Below are 18,302 nucleotides of genomic sequence, written 5' to 3'. Positions count from 1 at the left end.
CCGGCCTAGAGCCGTAGGACCTGCCGGGCGGCGTCGGCCAGTGCGATCGCGTAGCCGGCGCCGTGCCCGGCGGAGTGGGTGGCCAGCGGGTGCAGCTGATGCAGCGGGACCCTGTCGCGCCATCCCTCCCGAAGCGGGTGCGCCTCGTCGTACCCGCGGAGGATCTCGTCCGGGTGCGGCGAGCCGAACAGCGCGAGCATCGCGAGGTCGGTCTCGCGGTGGCCGCCGTGCGCGGCGGGGTCGATGAGCACGGCCTCGACGTCGTTCTCTCCGCCGCCCTCCCCGTCGGCCCGCGCCGGGGTCCACAGCACGTTGCCGGTCCACAGGTCGCCGTGGAGGCGCGCGGGGACGTCGCCGGGGTCGTCGAGTTCGCCGGACGCCACGCGGTCGCAGGCCCGCTCCACCACGGCCAGGTCGGCGCCGCCGAGGACACCGAGGTCCACCGCTATCCGGACGAACGGGCGGACCCGCTGCTCGGCGTAGAACTCGCCCCACGACGCGGTGGGCGCACACTCCTGGGGCCGGTTGCCGATGAAGCACCGGCCCGCCCAGCCGTCCGCGGGTGCGCCCCAGGCGGCCGCGCCCGCATCGTGCATCGCCGCCAGCGACCGACCGAACCGCAGAGCCGCCCGCGTCGTCGCGCGACCCGCGGGAATTCTCTCGAGGGTGATCTCGTCGTCGTCGACCTCCTCCACCCGGACCACCCTCGGCCCGCCGGGGGCCGCGGCGAGCCAGGCCAGACCCGCGGCCTCGTGGCGGAAGAAGTCGGGGCCGTGGCGGGAGCCCCTCTTGACGAACACCCGGTCATCCACGTCGATCTCCCCTCGTGTGGCGGCCGAGCAGCGGCCCCGCGAGCGCGGCGATGAGCACGCCGCCCACCAGCATCGGCACGACCGTCCAGCGCATCCCGACATGCTCCGCGATGAGACCGACGAGCGGCGGGGAGGCCAGGAAGCCCAGTCGCAGGACCCAGTTGAGCACCGCCAGGCCCGCGCCGGGAGCCAGGCCGGGCACGGAGTCGGCGGCGACCATCGCACCCGGGATCACGGTGGCGATGCCCCACCCGGCCAGCGCGAATCCCGCGAGCAGGACCATCAGCAGGGCGGGGCCGTCGAGCAGCGACGACGCGACCAGCGCAGCACCCGAGCCCAGCACCACGCACGCTCCGCCCATCCGGCCGACGTGCGCCGGGCCGAACCCCTCGACCAGGCGGTCACCGGTGACGCGACCGACGAGCTGCGTGCCCTGCACCGCGACGAACCCGAGACCCGCCAGGCCGGCGCCCGCTGCCGCGACCTCGCGCAGGTAGAGCGCGGACCAGGTCTGGGCGAAGTCCTCGACGAGGGTGGCGCATCCGGCGAGCACCCCCAGCGCGAGCAGGAGCAGCAGCGCGCGACCGACCGGCACGCGGCGGGAGACGCGCCGCTCGGCGGGAGACGACGCGGCGGACGGGGGCATGGTGTCGAGGTCGCGCCCGGAGTCGTCCTCGGCGACCGGCGGACCCAGCCGGAGGGGAAGTGCGGCCAGCGCGGCGAGCGCACAGACGACTCCCGCCACGATCATCTGCCCCACCACCGGCGTGCCGGTGCCCGCGGCCACCGATCCCCCGGCCGCCCCGAGCGCCGCGCCGAGCGACCACACCGCGTGGAACCGGTTGATCAGCGACCTGCCGTGACGCGACTGCACGCGGATCCCGTGGGCGTTCATCGCCACGTCGGTGATCGCGTCAGTCAGCCCGAACAGCAGCAGCAATCCCGCGAACACGGCCACGACGGGCGAGAAGCCGACGAGTGCCGCGATACCCGACGCCACGACCATCGCCGCGACCGCGACCGCCCCGTCCGAATGCCGCCGCATCAACGCGGGGGTGAGCAGGCCGCCGACCAGCGCGCCGGCCGGATAGCAGGCCATGGCCAGGCCGAATCCGGCCGGGCCCAGGTCGAGCGCGTTCTTCAGGTCGGGCAGGCGGGGCACGATGGCGCCGAAGATCGCACCGTTGGCGGCGAAGAGCAGGGCGGTCGCTGCGATCGGTCCGCGGGTGGTACCGGTCCGGGCACTACCGCCACCCACTCGCCTCCCGGTCGTCGCACTCACGACCGCCACACTACGTCCGGCCGGCGCGCCGGTAGCGTTACGCGGCAAGAGCAGCGGACCGGTGAGGGGAGTACGCCCGTGTACGACGTGACGGCGGGGATCGAGACCGAGGACGGCGGTCGGCGCGTGGCGTGCCGGGTGCCGCTCCCCGTGGCGCCCGCGGTGGTGTGGGACGCGGTCGCCACCGGCGAGGGCATCTCCTCCTGGTTCGTGCCGTGCGCGATGGAACCCCAGGTCGGGGGCCGGATCGTGCAGTTCGCCGACCCCGGCGCCCCCGATCCCACGACCGGCCCGGAGGCCGCGGCCGAGGCGATGCTCACCGCGACGGTCGGCGAGATCACCGTCTACGCGCCGCCCGCCGGGAGTGTGCCCGGACTGTTCTCCTACGCCGAGCGGGACTGGATGGGCGAGGGCGTCCCGGTGCCGCCGTGGGAGACGTCGTGTGAGGTGGTCGACGACGGCGAGGGCGGCAGCGTGCTCACCCTGCGGTCGGGGTTCGGCTCCGGCGGGCAACTGGCGGAGGAGTCTGTGGATGGCAGTCTCGACGGGTGGGTGCAGGCGCTGACGGTGCTGGCCCACCGGCTGACCCATCGCCCGGCCGACGGAGTGGTGACCGTGGACGCGGCCACCGATCCGGTCGAGGCCACGGTGCCGGAGCTGTGGGCCCGGGTCACGGCAGCGCTCATCGCCCCGGCGTCCGGTGTGGGCGGGAACCCGGGTGACGGCGGCGTGGTCGCCAGGTCCGGTGAGGTGGGCGGCATCGTGGCGACCGGGTCCGAAGCCTCGCGGACGCTCATCCTCTCGGCGCCGGCCGACGGCATGCTCGAGCTGTTCGCCTTCCCCGCCGGCGAGACCCACGAGGACGCCGTCGGCCGGGCCGCGCTGGCGGTGCGGGTGTTCGAGTACGTCGACGCCCCCGGTAGCGACGGCCGACCGCTCGGGGCCGCCGCAGTGGACGTCCCTCCTACCTGGGACGCGCCGCGCTGGCGGGAGTGGCTCGAGGGGCTCGCCCGCGGGTGAGCCGGGTGCCCACGCGCGTGGACGCTGTCGGCGGTGGGCATCGCCGGGGGTGGGCGCTGTCGGGGGCGAAACGTCGCGGTCGTATGCGCCGATGTTCCCACCGACCCCAGTACTGTTGCGGGGAAGTAACGTCACGGGCCGCGTGAGCACGGCCCGATCCCGAACCGCACACCGACGAGGAGCTACATCCGTATGGCGGATTCCAACGAGACCGTGACCATCGCGACCAGCGGGGGCGCCACCGGCACCACCCTGCTGGGTATCGGCGCGTACCGCCCCGGGCGCGTCGTCAGCAACGAGGAGATCTGCGAGACGATCGACTCGACCAGTGAGTGGATCTACGAGCGGTCCGGGATCCTCAACCGTCGTTTCGCGAGCGCCGACGAGTCGATCGTCATGATGTCCACCGAGGCGGCGAAGAAGGCCGTGGTCTCCGCCGGGATCGACCCCGAGTTCGTCGACGCGGTCATCCTGTGCACGTCGACCAACTGGACGCAGGTGCCCCACGCCGCGCCCCAGGTGGCCACGAACCTCGGACGTAACGGCATCGCCGCGTTCGACCTCACCGCCGGCTGCGCCGGGTTCGGGTACGGCCTGGCGGTCGCGACGAACATGATCCGTGGCGGCGCCTCCCGGTACGTCGTGGTGATCGGTGTGGAGAAGATGAGCGACGGCATCGACTTCACCGACCGCAACACGGCGTTCATCTTCGGCGACGGCGCCGGTGCCGCGGTGGTGGGCCCCTCCGAAACCAACGACATCAGCCCGGTGGTGTGGGGTTCCGACGGCGAGCAGGGCAGCGCCATCAGCCAGACCAAGGACTTCAAGGCCTACATCGACGAGGTCGACTCCGGCGCCGAGGACGTACTGCAGCCCTACCTGACCATGGACGGGTCCAAGGTGTTCCGCTGGGCCGCGGTGCAGGTCTCGAAGGTGTGCGCCGAGACGCTGGAGACGGCGGGCGTGACCGCGGAGCAGATCCAGGCATTCGTCCCGCACCAGGCCAACGGCCGTATCAACTCGGCGATGGCCAAGCACCTCGGTCTGCCCGACACCGTGGCGATCGCGAACGACATCGAGCAGACCGGCAACACCTCGGCCGCCTCGATCCCGCTGGCCATGGAGACCATGCTGCGCGAGGGCCAGTCCAAGCAGGGCGACGTCGCACTGTGCATCGGGTTCGGCGCCGGCCTCTCCTACGCCGGCCAGGTCGTCCGACTCCCCGCGGCCCCGCCCGTCGACTGACGGGCCGGGCGTCCCTCCCGGGGCCTCCCGAGGCCTCCCCGCGTGCCCCGGAAGGCCTCGGGAGGGACGCCAACTAGACATGTGTTGATGAGACAGTGATCCCATGCACACGTCTCCTCCCCGCCGCGCCGCGAGCCGCCTGGTCGCCGGTGCCGTCGCGGCCACCGCCGCCCTGCTGTCCCCGCTGCTGGCGGCCCCCGCCGGGGCCGCTCCCGCCATCCCAGGCCCCATCGCCCCGCAGGCCTCCCCGCTCGAGCTCGCCGCCGGGTCGGCGCAGACCCTGGGCGGCACCATCGCCGGTCAGGTGACCGGTACCGGGATGGGCCCGACCGTCCTGTCGGGTGCGGGCACCGGCCCGTCCAAGTATGTGGCTCTCGGCGACTCCTACGCGGCCGTCGGGAAGATCGCACCCGGCGCGTGGGGGGCCGGCCCCGTCGCCTGCGTCCGCACGGACGACGCCTATCCCACCGTGGTGGCCCGCGAGCTGGGGGTGGGCACGTTCGTCAACGCCAGCTGCGGTGGCGCGGTGGCCGACGACTTCCTCGCGGTCGGCCGGACCGGGGCTCCTCCCCAGTTCGACGCCCTCGACGCCGATACCGACCTGGTGACCATGACGATCGGCGGTAATGACGTGGGCTTCGCCGCCGTGATCGTGGCGTGCGCCCTGCGGCCCAACACCGCACCCGAGCTGTTGCCGCTCGTCGACGGCGCGACGGCGAGCCTGTCGAAGGGCTTCGATCCCACCGCCGGGTGCTCGGACGTCATCGACAGGCAGGCCGCCCGCGCGCTCGAGACTCTCGACCAGCGCATGGACGCGGTGTACGCCGGGATCGCCGAGCGCGCACCGCAGGCCCGCGTGGTGACGGTCGGGTACCTGGCCGCGGTGCCCGCGGACGACCGGATCATCGAGCAATCCCCGGCCTGCGCTCCGTTCATGGCGATCAGCCGGGAGCAGCGGGCCAAGGTCCGCGGCTTCCAGGACAGCATCAACCGCGTCGTCCGCGACGCCGCCGAGCGCAACGGCGCCACCGTCGTGATCCCCGATGAACCGGGCCACTCGATGTGCACCCCGCCCGAGAACCGCTGGGTGGACTTCACCGGGCTGGACACGGGCGCGGTGCCGGTCCATCCGACCACCGCCGGCCATGCGCACGTCGCGGATCGGGTGCTCGCCGCGCTGGGCGATGCCTGAGTCCGGTCACGTCACCTGACGACTGTCCAGTTGGGCCCAATTCGGTAACGAAACGGCGTCGATGAGAGAACATAGAGCTCATGCTCACCACTCCTCGGCGCCGCTTCGCCGGTTCCCGCACCCTCACCACCTCCCTCGCCCTGGCCGCGTCTGTCGCGCTCGCAGGCTCTCCCCTGGCCAGCGCCCAGTCCACCACTCAGGCCGACGGAGCGATCGCCGTCAGTTCGCTCGGTTCGTCAATCGACGCCCCCGGTAGCGTGACCGGCCCCCTCGGATCGCTCGCCTCCCCGGCGTACGCCGAGTACGTGGCGCTCGGCGACTCCTACGCTGCGTTCGGGAACCAGACGGACCCCGTGGTCACGGACGGCCCCGCCGCCCGGTGCGGCCGCAGTCTGACCAACTATCCCAACGAGCTCGACAGGAACCCGGCGGTCGTCGAGCTGACCGACGTCACGTGTGGCGGGGCGATCATCCCCAGCCTTACGGGATTCCAGTACGACGGTGTCCCCGCCCAGCTCGACGCCCTCGACGCCGACACCGATCTGATCACCCTGTCGATCGGCGGCAACGACGTCGGCTTCGGCGAGATCGTCAACTGCATCACCAAGCAGGACGACTACGCCACCGTCCCCAGTTGCCGGGAGGAACTCGACGGCGAGATCTCCGCCGCCATCGACTCGGTCTTCGGCGCGGGTACCGAGGGAGATGTTCCGGTCGCGACGAAGGTCGACACGATCTACGCCCTGATCGAGGAGAAGGCGCCGGACGCGACGGTCGTCGCGACCCAGTACCTGCCGCTCATGCCAGCCGAAGGTGAGGACTGCGCGTTCACCGAGCGGCTCGTCCCGGACGACGTGAAGTGGGCCCGCGAGGTGACCGCGAAGATCAACGCCGCCGTCGACGCCGCCGTCGACGCCGCCGCCGTCCGCAACGGTCACGTCTCAGTCCTGCCCGTCGACGCGAGTGTCGACCGCAGTGCGTGCGGCGACGCCGATGAGCGCTGGACCGACTTCCTCGGCGGCGCCCCGACCGGCGCCTACCCGATGCACCCCACTGCCTTGGGCCAGCAGGCCATGGCCGACGCGATCGCTGCAGCCATCTGACCGCCGCCACACCGATACCGCCACAGCCGCCCGCCGGCATGGCGTCTCGCGCGCACCGCGGCGCAGGCGAGACACCGTCGCGGCGGGCGGCTGCCGCGTGAGCGGGCGGCTGCGTCGTGAGGCGGGCGCCCGTCACCCCTCGAACAGCCCCTGCCCCACGTACCCGCCCTCCGGCGCGCCGGGCGGCAGCGCGAACACGGCGGACCCGATCGGGATGGTCCACGTGTTGAGCGCGTCCTGCTCCGCGAGCCGCCGCTGAACCGGCACGTATGTCCGCACGGGGTCGGCCTGGTAGGCGGTGAACAGCAGACCGGAGTTGCTGATCTCGCCGCCCTCCGGCGGGTCGTCGTAGTTGTACGGCCGCCGCAGCATCGCCTCACTCCGCTCGAGCTGCCTCGCTCGCGCGATGTGGGACTCCGCCGGGATCACCGGAAGGCCCACCTCGTCGATCGCCTCGAAGTCGGCCGGATCGTGCTCGCGCACCCCGGTCAGCGGGGCGCCGGTGTCGAGCCGCCGGCCGACGCTCAGCTCGCGTGAGGTGCGGTCGATCTCCTCCCACGTGTCCATCGTCATGCGGATCCGCCGCAACACGAGCGAGGACCCGCCCCGCATCCACCGCTGGACCTGCCCGTCAGAAGAGGTGCCGTCGGAGAACAGGATCTGATCGAAGTCCACGTCCTGCTCGGTGGGGTTGACGGTGCCGTCGATCTGCCCGAACAGATTGCGCTGGGTCCGCCCGGTCGGGTCGGTGCCGACGGCTTTGCGGAAGCCCCGCTGCACCCACTTCTGCCGGGCGACCCCCCGCACGCCGGAGGCCAACACCCGCGCGACGTGGGAGACGATCACCGGGTCGTCGGCGCAGATCTGGAGCAGCAGGTCCCCCTCGGACCACCGGTCCTCGAGCTGGTCGATCTGTGGGAACGCCGGCAGCTGCGCCAGCCACGTGGGCCGCTTCTCCGGCATCCCGATCGCGTCGAACAGCCCGGGCCCGAACCCGATGGTCACCGTGAGCCGCGCCGGATCCTCGGCGAGCTCGGGTTCGAGGTCCGCGAGTCCGCCTCGCCCCCGGGTGAGCCGTGCGGCGTCCTGGGACCACGCCCGCAGGACGCCCTGGATCTCCGTGCGGGTCGCCCCCGGGACGATGTCGAACGCCACGAACGCGGCATGCGATTGCGGTCGCGTGGTGATGCCGGCCTGGTGCGGGCCGTGGAACGGTTCGGTGGCCGCCCCGACGACTCGTGAGTCGGCGACGGCTTTCCAGTCTCCGATCACCTCGTCGTCGTCGACGACACCTCGCCCCACGTACCCGGCGGCACCCCCCACGGCAGCACCTCCGACGACGCCGGCGCCCACAGCCGCCGCGACGCCGCCGCTGAGCACCGACCGCCGGGACAGACCGCGACGGGCCTGGTCAGCCATCGTTGCTCATGCCTCCGTCCGCGCCGCCGTGATCGCCGCCGACGTACTCCTCCTCGCCGCCCCGAAAGTCGCGGGCGGAGACGGTGACGTCCTGCTCGGTGCCATCGAACTCGAGGGTGAGGGTGATCTGCTGGCCGGTGGTGATGGGCTCGTCCAGCTCCATGAGCATGATGTGGTTGCCGCCGGGGGCCAGGACGAGCTCGCCGCCGGCGGGGATGACGAAGCCGTCCTCGCGTTCCTGCATCATCATCCCGCTGCCTCCGGGGACGGTCTCGTGCAGTTCGGCGCTGCCGCCGAGATCACTGTCGACGCCGGTCAGGTGCAGGTCGGTGTCGCCCGGGTTGGTGATGGTGCCGAAGACACCGGTCATCCCCGTGCCGGTGGCCTTGGCCCAGCCGTCCTCGAAGGCGATGGTCGTGGAGGCGGGGGTGACGGCCGCGGTGTCGGTCGCGGCGGCGGTCGTGGTGTCGGTGTCGTCGGTCGCGCAGGCGGCGGTGAGGGCGAGCGCGAGTGCGGAGGCCGCGACGAAGGCGGCACGGGTGTGGGTGGACATGGTGTGGGTACGCATGGTGTGGGAGTCCTCGGTGTGGTGTGTGTGATCGCCCGGCAGCGCGGGGCGCGTACCGGTGCGGGTGTTGGTCACACGGCCACGGGCGGCGCGCGGGTTCCCCCGCGGGCCAGGAGGAACCGTCCGCGGGGGGTGTCGGCGTCGTAGGAGGCCAGGAGTCGGGCGACGACGACGAGGTGGGCCGTCTCCACCATGGGCGGTATCCGAGCCGCCAGCCAGGACAGGGTCCCGGAGAGGACCGCGACGAGCGCGAGCGTGACGGCGATCGCAGCCACGTGGGCGCCCAGCATTCCCGGGGTGAGTAGTGCGGCCGCGGAGGAAGCGGGGGCGAAGCCGGCGCCGTCCATCGCGGCCCGGAGCGCTACGGGGTCGGTGGTGTGGTGGCCGAGTGCCCCGGTCGTGCCGGCTGTGCCGTGCGTGTGCCCGCTGGCCAGCACGAGGTGGACGAGCCCCTGTCCCGCGATCAGGCCGGCCGCGGCGGTGAGGACGGGGGCCCGGCGGCGGGCGACGGCGGCGGTCACCACTCCGACCCCGGCGCTCGCGGACGCGACGGAGAGAATCTGGCCAACCGTGGGAGGGCCCGCGAGCGCGCCGGCGGCGAGTCCGTGGGCGCTGATGCCGAACACTCCGCTGACCAGCGCCACCACGATGCCCACGATCGCGGTCACCGCGGGCGGGACCTCGGCGCGGAGGCGGTCGGCGGACATGGCTCGATTCTATGCCCCGGGGGGTGTGGCGGGCTATCCGGAGGTGGCGCCCTCGGTGGTGGTGACGATGCGGGCGCGTTCCTCGTCGGCGAGCCCGGCGTCGATCCGGGCGAGCATGTGGGGTCGCATCTCTGGCAGGTCGTCGACGGCAAACCAACGGACGTCGGTGTTCTCGCCGTCGGCCGGGTGGGGGTCGCCGCCGAGGTAGGTGCAGGCGAAGGTGTGGTCGATGTACTGGGCTTGGTCGCCGTTGTCGTAGGTGACCATGCGGGAGACGCCGATGGAGGCGACGCGGTCGACGCGGATGGTCACGGCGGCTTCTTCGTGGGCTTCGCGGACGGCGGCGTCGGCGGGGTGTTCGCCGGGGTCGACGATGCCGGTGACTGGGGTCCACCAGCCGTTGTCGCTGCGCCGGACCAGCAGTACGCGGGCGCCCTCGGGGTCCCGGATGACCGCGGTCGCTCCGGCCAGCCACAGCGGGGCGGAGCCCACGTGCTTGCGGAGTTCGAGGACGAAGTCGGGGGTGGCCATGTCCGAGAGCGTATCCGGAGGTCGAAATGGCGGATCCCCCGCCGACCGTGTGGTCGACGGGGGATCGCCGGGGAGCTATCCGGTCGCTGACTCAGTCAGCGTGGATGGGGCAGAACCTCAGTTCTGCTCCTCCACGGGCTCGCACTCATCCTGCTCCATGGAGCCGTTGTACTTGAGGAAGTCGATACCCTCCTGCGGCAGGTTGCAGACGAGCCCCACGTTGATCTCGGGAAGCGGCGGGAGGTTGACGCCGCCGGAGACGGCGAGGCCGATGCCGATGCCAGCTACCGCCAGCGAGCCGATGGTCGCGAGGCCTGCGGCATCGGAGCCGAGGAAGATATCAGTATCAGAGCCATTGGAGCCAAGGTTCGATGAACCCGCCTCAAGCGCTTCGACCGAGCCGGCGACGACCGTGTTAAGCAAACCGGTCTCCGGATCCAACGAACCACCCGGCTCAGTCAACTCCGTCAGCGAGCCGGTCAGCGTGGTGAGCGAGCCACCCGGCTCAGTCAATTCCGCGAGCGAACCGGTCTCCGGATCCAACGAACCACCCGGCTCAGTCAACTCCGTCAGCGAGCCGGTCAGCGTGGTGAGCGAGCCACCCGACTCAGTCAATTCCGCGAGCGAACCGGTCTCCGGATCCAACGAACCACCCGGCTCAGTCAACTCCGCGAGCGAACCGGTCTCCGGATCCAACGAACCACCCGGCTCAGTCAACTCCGCGAGCGAACCGGTCTCCGGATCCAACGAACCACCCGGCTCAGTCAGCTCATCCGATCCCGTACCGGCCAACATCGTGTCCGAGCCGGACCCGCCCGCCGAACCGGCCTCGAGGGCCTCCTCGAGCGCCGGGCCGAAGTCGTCCGAACCAGCAGCCAGGTCATCGGAGCCGGCTCCGTCGAGGTCGTCCAGCGAACCGGTCAGAGCCGGGAACTCGCCGGCAGTCAGCTCGGCGGGGTCCACGCCGAGCGAACCGAGGCCCAGGTTGACGCCCAGGTCAACAGACTGGCCCACGACCAGGTCGAGGTTGAGATCGAGCAAGCCCTCGCTGCCCTGCGCGTTGGCGATGCCCGGCATGGAGCCGAGCGCGAGGCCGGAGGCCGCGATGACGGCCATCATTCGCTTTGCGTTCTTCATAGGAATTGCCTTCCTTTCGAGGTTGACGACGCGGCGACTCGGAATCTCCCCCTGCTCGCCGGCCCGGCATGTGGTGTTGACCACCCGCCGTTCGATCGTGTCATCACCTTATCGAGACAATCCTCAGGGCTGTTACATCACGCTCGCAGATGACACAGCAACACGCCCACGGCGGACGGTTGGCCAATGCCGCAGCTAGACGCGATAACCGACGTCCCGCATGCGTTCTCGCCGTCCGACCTCGGTATATGCAAAAGTTAAGAAATAAACGTGCACTGATTAAAGGGTAACGAATATGCCGTCGGTGAATTTAATCACATATTCGGGTAGCACCGTTACGTACTCGGGCGAGAGTGGGCGAAGCGAACACAATCCGGCCGAAGTTGAGGTTAACCTCGAATTATTCCCGACCATCAGGAGCGTCATGGCATCGAGCACCACCGGAGTCCTCTTCCCCACCGATTCCTCCGGGAGCCGCTCGACAGGACGGCTGGCCAAGGACGTCGTCGCGGACGCACTCTCCACCGTGGACCCGGCCGCCTCCGAGCGAGTCCACGGCATCAAGGACTGGCGCAAGGGCTACATCGAACCCTTCACCGAGGTCGTCAGCGCCGGAGTATCCGACCCGGCAGCCTGGGACGGGGTCGCGCGGACCGCCCTCGAGTCGCTGCAGTCCCGCATGGTCGGCGTCCACGACGTCGACGGACACCCCGTGGAGACCCCGATGACGGACTACCTCGCCGTCGTCGCCCCCGCCGCCGCCCCGGGCACCGACACGATGCAGGGCACGGCGACCCCCGTCCGCGAACTCTCCATCCCCTTCCGCGGCGAGGAACTGACCGGCGAGCTCCTGCGCGCCCGCCTGGACAAGTGGGTCGCGGCCGGCGTGATCGAACCCAGCTGCGCCGACGCACTGAAACTCGTCCAGGACAACCCGCAGTGGCTCTCCCTGCCCGGCCGCGCCGTGCTCGTCCTGGGCCTCGGCTCGGAGATGGGGCCCGCCCGGCGCCTCCTGCAGTGGGGCGCCGACGTGATGGGCGTCGACCTCCCGTCGAGCCCCGCGTGGGAACGCTTCCGCAGCCAGGCCTCTACGTTCGCCGGCCGCCTGCACATGCCCACCGGACCGGACGGCCGCCCCGGCATCGACCTGCTGACCCAGCTCCCCGAACTCGCGGCATGGGCCAGGTCCACAGCCCCCGCACCGCTCACCGTCGGCAGCTACTTCTACGCGGACGGCGGAACCCACGTCCAGCTCTCCTCCGCCGCGGACGCCCTCGTCGTCGAGCTCCTCCGCGACAACACCGCCAACGCACTCGCCTACCTCGCCACCCCGATGGACACCTTCGTCGTCCCCTCCGGCGTGCGGGAGGCCGCCAACGCGGCACTGGCGTCGCGCAGGATCACCGACGTCAAGCGACTCGTCGGTTCCGTCGCCCGCGGGAAGGTCTTCGCCCGCAACTACCCCGCCGGCCACGGCCCGGCGGTGCACGACGCCCTCGTCCCCCAGCAGGGGCCCAACTACACCCTGGCCAAGCGCGTGCAGCGTTGGCGCGCCACCACGGCGTTCGCCGACGGTCACACAGTCTCGATCAACGTCGCCCCCGCCACCGACACCCACTCGGTGACCAAGAACAAGATCCTCGCCGCCACCTACAAGGGCGCCCACGCCTTCGGCATCGAGATCTTCGCGCCCGACACCTCCGCCGCCCTGCTCGCCGCGCTGATGGTCCACGACCTCAACGTGGGCCGGCCGCAGGTGGACGTGCAATGGCAGCACGAGTCGTCGGGAGCGGCATCCGGCGGATTGTGGCGTCAGCCGTACCTGCCACGGACCGCCCTGCCGGTGGCCGCGCTGATCGGTACCGTCAAGAGGTAGGAGCACGAACCGCACCGCCGCCGGGACACCTGACACCGACCCCTGACACCGAGACATCTAAGGACGCCGCCATGCCGAACCCCTTCGCCAAGGGCTGGAACTACCTCAAGGCCTCGCTGGACAAGTCGGTCGACGACAACGCGGACCCCAAGATCCTCGTGCGCCAGGCGATGAACCACGCGCGCGACCAGCACAAGTCGGTATCCGACCAGGCGGCCGCCGTGATCGGCAACGCCAAGCAGCTCGAGATCGCCATGGGCACCAAGACGCGGCAGCTCGACGAGGTGCAGGGACAGATCCGACAGACCCTGCAGGTGGCCGAGCAGGCGCGCGCCGAGGGTGACACCGCCCGCGCCCAGCAGTTCGACTCCCAGGCCGAGCAGCTCGCCGGGCGGCTGGTGGCGCTGGAGCAGGACCTGGACCACACCAAGCAGCTGCACGGCCAGGCGGTGCAGGCCGCCGAGCAGGCCAAGCAGGCGGTGAAGGAGTCCGAACAGCGGCTGCGCGAGACGCTGGCGCAGGAGGATCAGCTGCTCCTGCAGGCCACCCAGGCCGAGATGCAGCACCGGACCACCGAGTCCATGAGCTCCCTGCAGGGCGCCGGCGGCGGCAACTCCCCGACCTTCGACGAGATCCGCGCCAAGATCGAGGGCCGCTACACCACCGCACTGGGCAAGCAGGAGCTCGCCGAGGCGACCGGCGCAACATCGACCGCACAGCTCGACGCCGCCGCGTTCACGCGCGAATCCGAGGGCAAGAGCAAGCTCGAGCAGATCCGCGCCTCGATGGGGCTCGACTCGGGCTCCGACTCCGGTGCCGACCGCCAGCTCACCGGAGGCGAGGGGCAGTCCGGGTCGTCGGCGGGGTCGCCGGCGGGGTCGCCGGCGGCGTCGTCCACCGGCCAGGCCGGGGCGCCCGGCCAGGCGGACCCGGAGGCCCCGAGAGACCCCGACGAGGCGACCGACCAGCCGAGCCCCGAGGACCTCTCCGGCCCCACGCTCCCCCGGGACACCAGGGAGTAGATTCCTGCTCGCGACGCGGGCGACATATCGTGTCACGGTGACCACTCACCGCACGCCCCGTGTCCTACCGCTGCTCGCTTCCGCGCTGGCCGCGGCGCTGCTCGGCGGGACGGCGGCCCCGGCCCTCGCGCAATCCCTGCCCGGCGGTTCCTCACCGGGTATCGGATCACTGACGACGGTCGGCGGGAGCGTCGACCCGTCGAGCGCGGCCGCGGGCGCGGCGACGGTCGGCTCCACCGGCTCCACCGGTACGGAGTCGCTGACCGGCTCGGGCACCCTCCCGCCCCTGGGCACCGGCTCGCAGAACACCGCCGCCACCCCGCCGATCGGCATGGAGTCCGAGCCCGTCACCGTCAGCGAGGTGCGGCGCGTGGAGATCGGCGACCCTCTGGTGGCCGGCGGCGATCCCCGCTTCGAACGCTGGTGGGTGGCGTCGAAGTCGATGAACCGCGTCCTGCCGGTGGAGATCTGGCGCCCGGCCACCGACGCCCCGGCACCGTTGCTGTACCTCCTCGACGGGGTGGACTCCCCCTCCCCGAGCGGGTGGCTCCTGCCCGGCGGGGTCGAGCGCACCTTCGCCGGTGAGCACGTCACGCTCGTCATGCCCGCTCGGGCGGACGGGTCACTGCACGCCGACTGGCAGCGCGATGACCCCGTCCTGAGCCGCAACAAGTGGCAGACCTTCCTTACCGACGAGCTCCGACCGCTGCTCGAGGCCGGCGACATCCCGTTCAACGGCAAGCGCGGTATAGCGGGACTGTCGATGGGCGCGGCGAGCGCCGTCACCATCGCCGAGCTGCGCCCCGACCTGTACGACGCAGTGGGCGCGATCGCCGGCTGCTACACGGCGCGCGACGACCTCGGGTTCATCCTCGCCAAGATCGTCACGGAGACGCGCGGCGGCGACATCGCCAACATGTGGGGCCCGCGCACCGACCCCGCCTACCGGGACAACGACGGCCTCCTCCACGCCGAGAAGCTCAGGGGCAAGGCCCTCTACTTCGCCACCGCGACCGGCCGACCCGATGCCGGCGAATGGGATCGCAACGGCCGCGACCTGCTGCGGTTCACCCAGGGTGCGGGGCTCGAGGTCGCCACACACGCCTGCACCGTGGAGATGGACCAGCGGCTCGATGAACTGGGCATCGACGCCCGGGTCGACTACCTGCCCACCGGCCTGCACAACTGGGACAACTTCGGCCGTTTCGTCGCCCCGATGCGCGATACGCTGATGCCAGCGCTGCGCTGACCACCGCGGTGCCCCTCACGTGAGGAGTCGCCATGGCCACCACACCCCAGGCCTCCGGATACCTCGCCCCGTCGGGCGCCGTGGTGTTCCCCCGCCAACTGCCACTGTCCCGGGAGGAGGCGTGGGCGGCCGTCACCGATCCGGCCCGCACCGCGCGCTGGATCGGGTCGTGGTCGGGCGACCCGGCGTCGGGCACCGTCGAGATGACGATGTCCGCCGAGGAGGGCTCGCCCGCCGAGACCGTCGGAGTACTGCGGTGTGAGGCGCCGGACCTCCTCGTCGTCAGGATCGGTCCCGACGGCTGGGTGGTCACCGTGCGGATCGAGGGTGACGACGACGAGGTCACCATCTCCCTGGAACAGGACATCGCGGACTCCGAGTCCGCGTCCGACATCGGTCCCGGGTGGGACTTCTATCTGGACCGGTTGGTCGAGGCCGAGGCGGGCCGCGATCCGGAGACCCTGCGCTTCTCCCCCGACTACCACCCCGCGCTGGCCGACCACTACCGGGCGTTGCTGGGCGGCTGAGACAGCTGGTCGCCGCTGCGGTCTTCGACTGCGCGCCCTCCACCTGTTTTCGCAGGTGAGAGCCTCATGTCGGACCCCCTTGCTAGTGTTCCCCCAATCGAACACACAGGCGAAGCAGGGTCGTGGCGGTCAACCGCCGGCAAGGGGGTGCACATGCGGGAGACAACCACCGGGGATGATGCCGGCGCCGTGGCCGACAGTCCCGCCGTCACCGCCGCCAGCTCCGCGGCCCTGGCCGCGTTGCACGCCGAGAACCGCGCGGCCGCCGCCCGCCTGCGCGCCTGCCACGACCTGTGGGCCACCTGCCGCGAGGAACAGGAACTGCGCGACATCGCCGCCGGCTACGGCCCAGGCCTGGACCAACGCCCCGAACACGCCGTCATCGACCCCCTGTCCATCGCCACAAGTGAGATCGTCGCCGCCTACGGCGTGCACCACAACCGCGCCCGCAGCCTGCTCACCCTGGCCATCACCCTGGTCACCAAGTTCCCCTCCCTCGTCGAGGCCATGGACACCGGCCGCCTCGACGAAGCCACCGCCACCCTGCTCGCACGCCACATGCGCACCGTGGACTCCCTGCACCGCGACGACGTCCACCGCGAGGTCATCGACTGGCTCCTGGCCGCCCTCGCCGCCGGCAGACGCCCCGGACGCGACGCGATCCTGGCCCACACCGACCGCATCATCGCCGCCCACGACCCCGCAGGCGTACGCCTGCGCCGCACCGCCGCGGTCCGCGAACGCCGCGTCACCCTGCGCCGCGGCCTCGACGGCATGGCCGACCTGACCGCCCACCTCACCGCCACCGAAGCCTTCGCCATCCACACTCTCCTGCAGACGATGGCCACCGACCAACGCCACCGCGACACCCGAACCCGCGTTGAGAACACCCGCCGCCACGGCGCCGACGCCCTCGACACCGACAACATCCGCAGCATGGACGAACTACGCGCCGACGCCCTCGTCACCGCCCTCCTCGACCACCCCAACACCGACACCAGCACAGGCGAAGGCACGGGTGCGGGCGGGGGCGCCAGCACTGCCGCGGGCGCCGGGGCGGGCACGGGTGCGGGTCACCGCCCGCCGGCCACCCAGATCCGCCCCACCATCACCGTGCTCGCACCCCCGGGACCCGACGGCGAACCCGAGGTCTACCTCCCCCGCGGCGGCCCGGCCACCATCGACGCCCTCATCGAACTGCTCACCCGCAGCACCGGCGCCACCATCACCGTGCCCGACACCGCACCCGGCGCCGCAGACAACCCCCACAACGCCCACCGCTACCGCATCAGCGACCAACTGGCCCACCGCATCCGCCTACGCGACGGCACCTGGAGTGTTCCCGCTAAAGTGGCCACTGCAATTAAGCGGCGAGTTCGTATATGTCTCTGAATCCTAGTTCAAACTCGGCTGGTGTCAAATAGCCCAGTGTGGAATGTCGTCGGGCCCTATTGTAGTACTCCTCAATCCAGGTGAATGTGCTCTTTTTGAGTGCTTTTAGAGTGGGCCACGGGCGCGTGTGAATGAGTTCCTTCTTGTAGCTCGCGAAGAATGATTCTGCGACCGCGTTGTCGAAACAAATGCCAGTGCGCCCCAATGATCGTCGGATATTGTTTTTCGTGCAGTACTTATCGAAGTCGGTGGACGTGTATTGAGTTCCGCGATCGCTGTGGAATATGACTTTTCCGGGTGGTCGACGACGAGCGATGGCCATGTCCAGTGCGTCGGTGACCAGCTCGGTTCGCATGTGGTCGGCCACGGCCCATCCGACGACCATCCGGGAGTGCAGATCGATGACGGTGGCCAGGTACGCCCAGCCGTTCCAGGTCCGTACGTAAGTAATATCGCCGCACCATTTGGTGTTCGCCTCGGCCGCCGTGAAGTCGCGGCCGATGAGGTCAGGTGCCCCAACGGGGCTGTCTCCGGCGACGGTGGTGCGTTTCCACGCCTTCGGGTGGCGGCCTTCCAGACCTGCGACCTTCATGAGCCGCCACACCCGCTTGTGCGAGACCCGGTGGCCGCCGGCGGCGAGTTCCGCACGCATGCGCCGAACGCCGGGACGGCCGTTGAGGTGCTCGTAGTGGTACTCGATCAGCGCTGTTAACTCGTCGTCTCGGAGGTCTCGAGCTGAGCGCGACTTGCCGCGCCACTTGTAGTAGCCAGAAGTCGATACGCCGAGTTGAGCACACATGAACGTGACCGGATATGAATCGGATTCAGCCCAGTCCGCGATAGCCGCGAATTTCACCGCGGGTCTTTCGCGAACCAGGTCGCTACTTTTTTTGCGAACTCCACCTCCATCCGGGCGTGCTTCACTTCTTCGCGAAGGCGCTCGAGTTCCGCCCGCTCGTCCTCATTCAACGGGCGGTCAGACTCACCGTTTCCCTCGTCTCGAGTCTTCTTCACCCATTTCCCCAACGTCATCTCGTGAACGCCGATACTGCGTGCAACTTCGGCGATCGCACGGCCATCATCGATGACCAAACTTACCGCGTTGGCCTTGTACTCGGCAGTGAAGCTCCGACGAGTAGATCCCATAATCCGCTCCCTCTATCTTGGGGGAACTCACCGCTCATCTCCGGGTGTCCACCAGAGCGGGAACGGTCCAACCT

The 18,302-nt window shown here is 70.8% G+C and carries 18 protein-coding genes; 9 read left to right on the top strand and 9 right to left on the bottom strand.

The features are described from left to right. Positions 1–5: 5 nt before the first annotated feature. Both Q2K20_RS01380 and Q2K20_RS01375 read right to left on the bottom strand, forming a co-directional pair. The gene (locus Q2K20_RS01380) at positions 6–812 is read right to left on the bottom strand and encodes a fructosamine kinase family protein (protein WP_313312173.1); all 807 of its coding nucleotides are present in this window, start codon (positions 810–812) and stop codon (positions 6–8) included. Further along, positions 805–2,094 (bottom strand): MFS transporter, encoded by a 1,290-nt coding sequence (locus Q2K20_RS01375; protein WP_313312170.1) that lies wholly within the window; start codon positions 2,092–2,094, stop codon positions 805–807. Before Q2K20_RS01375 ends, Q2K20_RS01380 begins: the two co-directional genes overlap by 8 nt. A 78-nt stretch (positions 2,095–2,172) precedes the next feature. Between Q2K20_RS01375 and Q2K20_RS01370 the strand changes: the two genes are divergently transcribed. The 4 genes from Q2K20_RS01370 to Q2K20_RS01355 all read left to right on the top strand — a co-directional run bounded on the left by Q2K20_RS01370 (position 2,173) and on the right by Q2K20_RS01355 (position 6,654). Then, positions 2,173–3,114: an SRPBCC family protein gene (locus Q2K20_RS01370; protein ID WP_132062556.1), complete on the top strand. Its 942-nt coding sequence runs from the start codon at positions 2,173–2,175 to the stop codon at positions 3,112–3,114. A 192-nt stretch (positions 3,115–3,306) separates the two neighbouring features. Then, positions 3,307–4,359 carry a beta-ketoacyl-ACP synthase III gene (locus Q2K20_RS01365; RefSeq protein ID WP_069389488.1) on the top strand — a complete coding sequence of 351 codons (1,053 nt, stop codon included), beginning with the start codon at positions 3,307–3,309 and terminating at the stop codon, positions 4,357–4,359. Between the two features lie 103 nt (positions 4,360–4,462). After that, entirely contained in the window at positions 4,463–5,551 is a 1,089-nt protein-coding gene (locus Q2K20_RS01360) for an SGNH/GDSL hydrolase family protein (protein WP_132062400.1), read from the top strand. Between the two features lie 80 nt (positions 5,552–5,631). Beyond that, the gene (locus Q2K20_RS01355; protein ID WP_317176548.1) at positions 5,632–6,654 is read left to right on the top strand and encodes an SGNH/GDSL hydrolase family protein; all 1,023 of its coding nucleotides are present in this window, start codon (positions 5,632–5,634) and stop codon (positions 6,652–6,654) included. Between the two features lie 132 nt (positions 6,655–6,786). Here Q2K20_RS01355 and Q2K20_RS01350 read toward each other — a convergent pair whose 3' ends face one another. From Q2K20_RS01350 to Q2K20_RS01330, 5 genes are all read right to left on the bottom strand, one after another. Beyond that, positions 6,787–8,073, bottom strand: coding sequence for a Dyp-type peroxidase (locus Q2K20_RS01350; RefSeq protein ID WP_313312165.1), 1,287 nt, complete (start codon positions 8,071–8,073; stop codon positions 6,787–6,789). Next, positions 8,066–8,716 carry a copper chaperone PCu(A)C gene (locus Q2K20_RS01345; RefSeq protein ID WP_317176547.1) on the bottom strand — a complete coding sequence of 217 codons (651 nt, stop codon included), beginning with the start codon at positions 8,714–8,716 and terminating at the stop codon, positions 8,066–8,068. Before Q2K20_RS01345 ends, Q2K20_RS01350 begins: the two co-directional genes overlap by 8 nt. After that, complete coding sequence (locus Q2K20_RS01340) at positions 8,713–9,348, bottom strand: hypothetical protein (RefSeq protein ID WP_313312161.1); 636 nt, start codon at positions 9,346–9,348, stop codon at positions 8,713–8,715. The genes Q2K20_RS01345 and Q2K20_RS01340 overlap by 4 nt, the downstream gene beginning before the upstream one ends. A gap of 33 nt (positions 9,349–9,381) precedes the next feature. After that, positions 9,382–9,879, bottom strand: coding sequence for an NUDIX domain-containing protein (locus Q2K20_RS01335; protein WP_313312159.1), 498 nt, complete (start codon positions 9,877–9,879; stop codon positions 9,382–9,384). A 117-nt stretch (positions 9,880–9,996) separates the two neighbouring features. Then, positions 9,997–11,016, bottom strand: coding sequence for a hypothetical protein (locus Q2K20_RS01330; protein ID WP_317176546.1), 1,020 nt, complete (start codon positions 11,014–11,016; stop codon positions 9,997–9,999). A 424-nt stretch (positions 11,017–11,440) separates the two neighbouring features. Between Q2K20_RS01330 and Q2K20_RS01325 the strand changes: the two genes are divergently transcribed. The 5 genes from Q2K20_RS01325 to Q2K20_RS01305 all read left to right on the top strand — a co-directional run bounded on the left by Q2K20_RS01325 (position 11,441) and on the right by Q2K20_RS01305 (position 17,082). Beyond that, positions 11,441–12,892, top strand: coding sequence for a hypothetical protein (locus Q2K20_RS01325; protein WP_317176545.1), 1,452 nt, complete (start codon positions 11,441–11,443; stop codon positions 12,890–12,892). A 71-nt stretch (positions 12,893–12,963) separates the two neighbouring features. Next, positions 12,964–13,914 (top strand): PspA/IM30 family protein, encoded by a 951-nt coding sequence (locus tag Q2K20_RS01320; RefSeq protein ID WP_317176544.1) that lies wholly within the window; start codon positions 12,964–12,966, stop codon positions 13,912–13,914. Between the two features lie 37 nt (positions 13,915–13,951). After that, a complete protein-coding gene (locus tag Q2K20_RS01315) occupies positions 13,952–15,163 on the top strand; it encodes an alpha/beta hydrolase family protein (RefSeq protein ID WP_317176543.1) in 1,212 nt (403 codons plus the stop codon). A 32-nt stretch (positions 15,164–15,195) separates the two neighbouring features. Continuing rightward, entirely contained in the window at positions 15,196–15,690 is a 495-nt protein-coding gene (locus tag Q2K20_RS01310) for an SRPBCC domain-containing protein (protein WP_317176542.1), read from the top strand. Positions 15,691–15,843: 153 nt separating this feature from the next. Then, positions 15,844–17,082, top strand: coding sequence for a DUF222 domain-containing protein (locus tag Q2K20_RS01305; protein WP_317176541.1), 1,239 nt, complete (start codon positions 15,844–15,846; stop codon positions 17,080–17,082). Here Q2K20_RS01305 and Q2K20_RS01300 read toward each other — a convergent pair. Both Q2K20_RS01300 and Q2K20_RS01295 read right to left on the bottom strand, forming a co-directional pair. After that, entirely contained in the window at positions 17,054–17,938 is an 885-nt protein-coding gene (locus Q2K20_RS01300; protein WP_204650704.1) for an IS3 family transposase, read from the bottom strand. The two genes, Q2K20_RS01305 and Q2K20_RS01300, sit on opposite strands and share 29 nt — an antisense overlap. After that, positions 17,935–18,228 (bottom strand): transposase, encoded by a 294-nt coding sequence (locus tag Q2K20_RS01295; RefSeq protein ID WP_006898371.1) that lies wholly within the window; start codon positions 18,226–18,228, stop codon positions 17,935–17,937. Before Q2K20_RS01295 ends, Q2K20_RS01300 begins: the two co-directional genes overlap by 4 nt. Positions 18,229–18,302: the final 74 nt, after the last annotated feature.

The sequence above is a fragment of the Dietzia sp. IN118 genome (assembly GCF_032905965.1).
Lineage (GTDB): Bacteria > Actinomycetota > Actinomycetes > Mycobacteriales > Mycobacteriaceae > Dietzia > Dietzia kunjamensis.
Note: the sequence above shows the minus strand (reverse complement) of the source record. Positions and strands in the feature narration are given on the sequence as shown.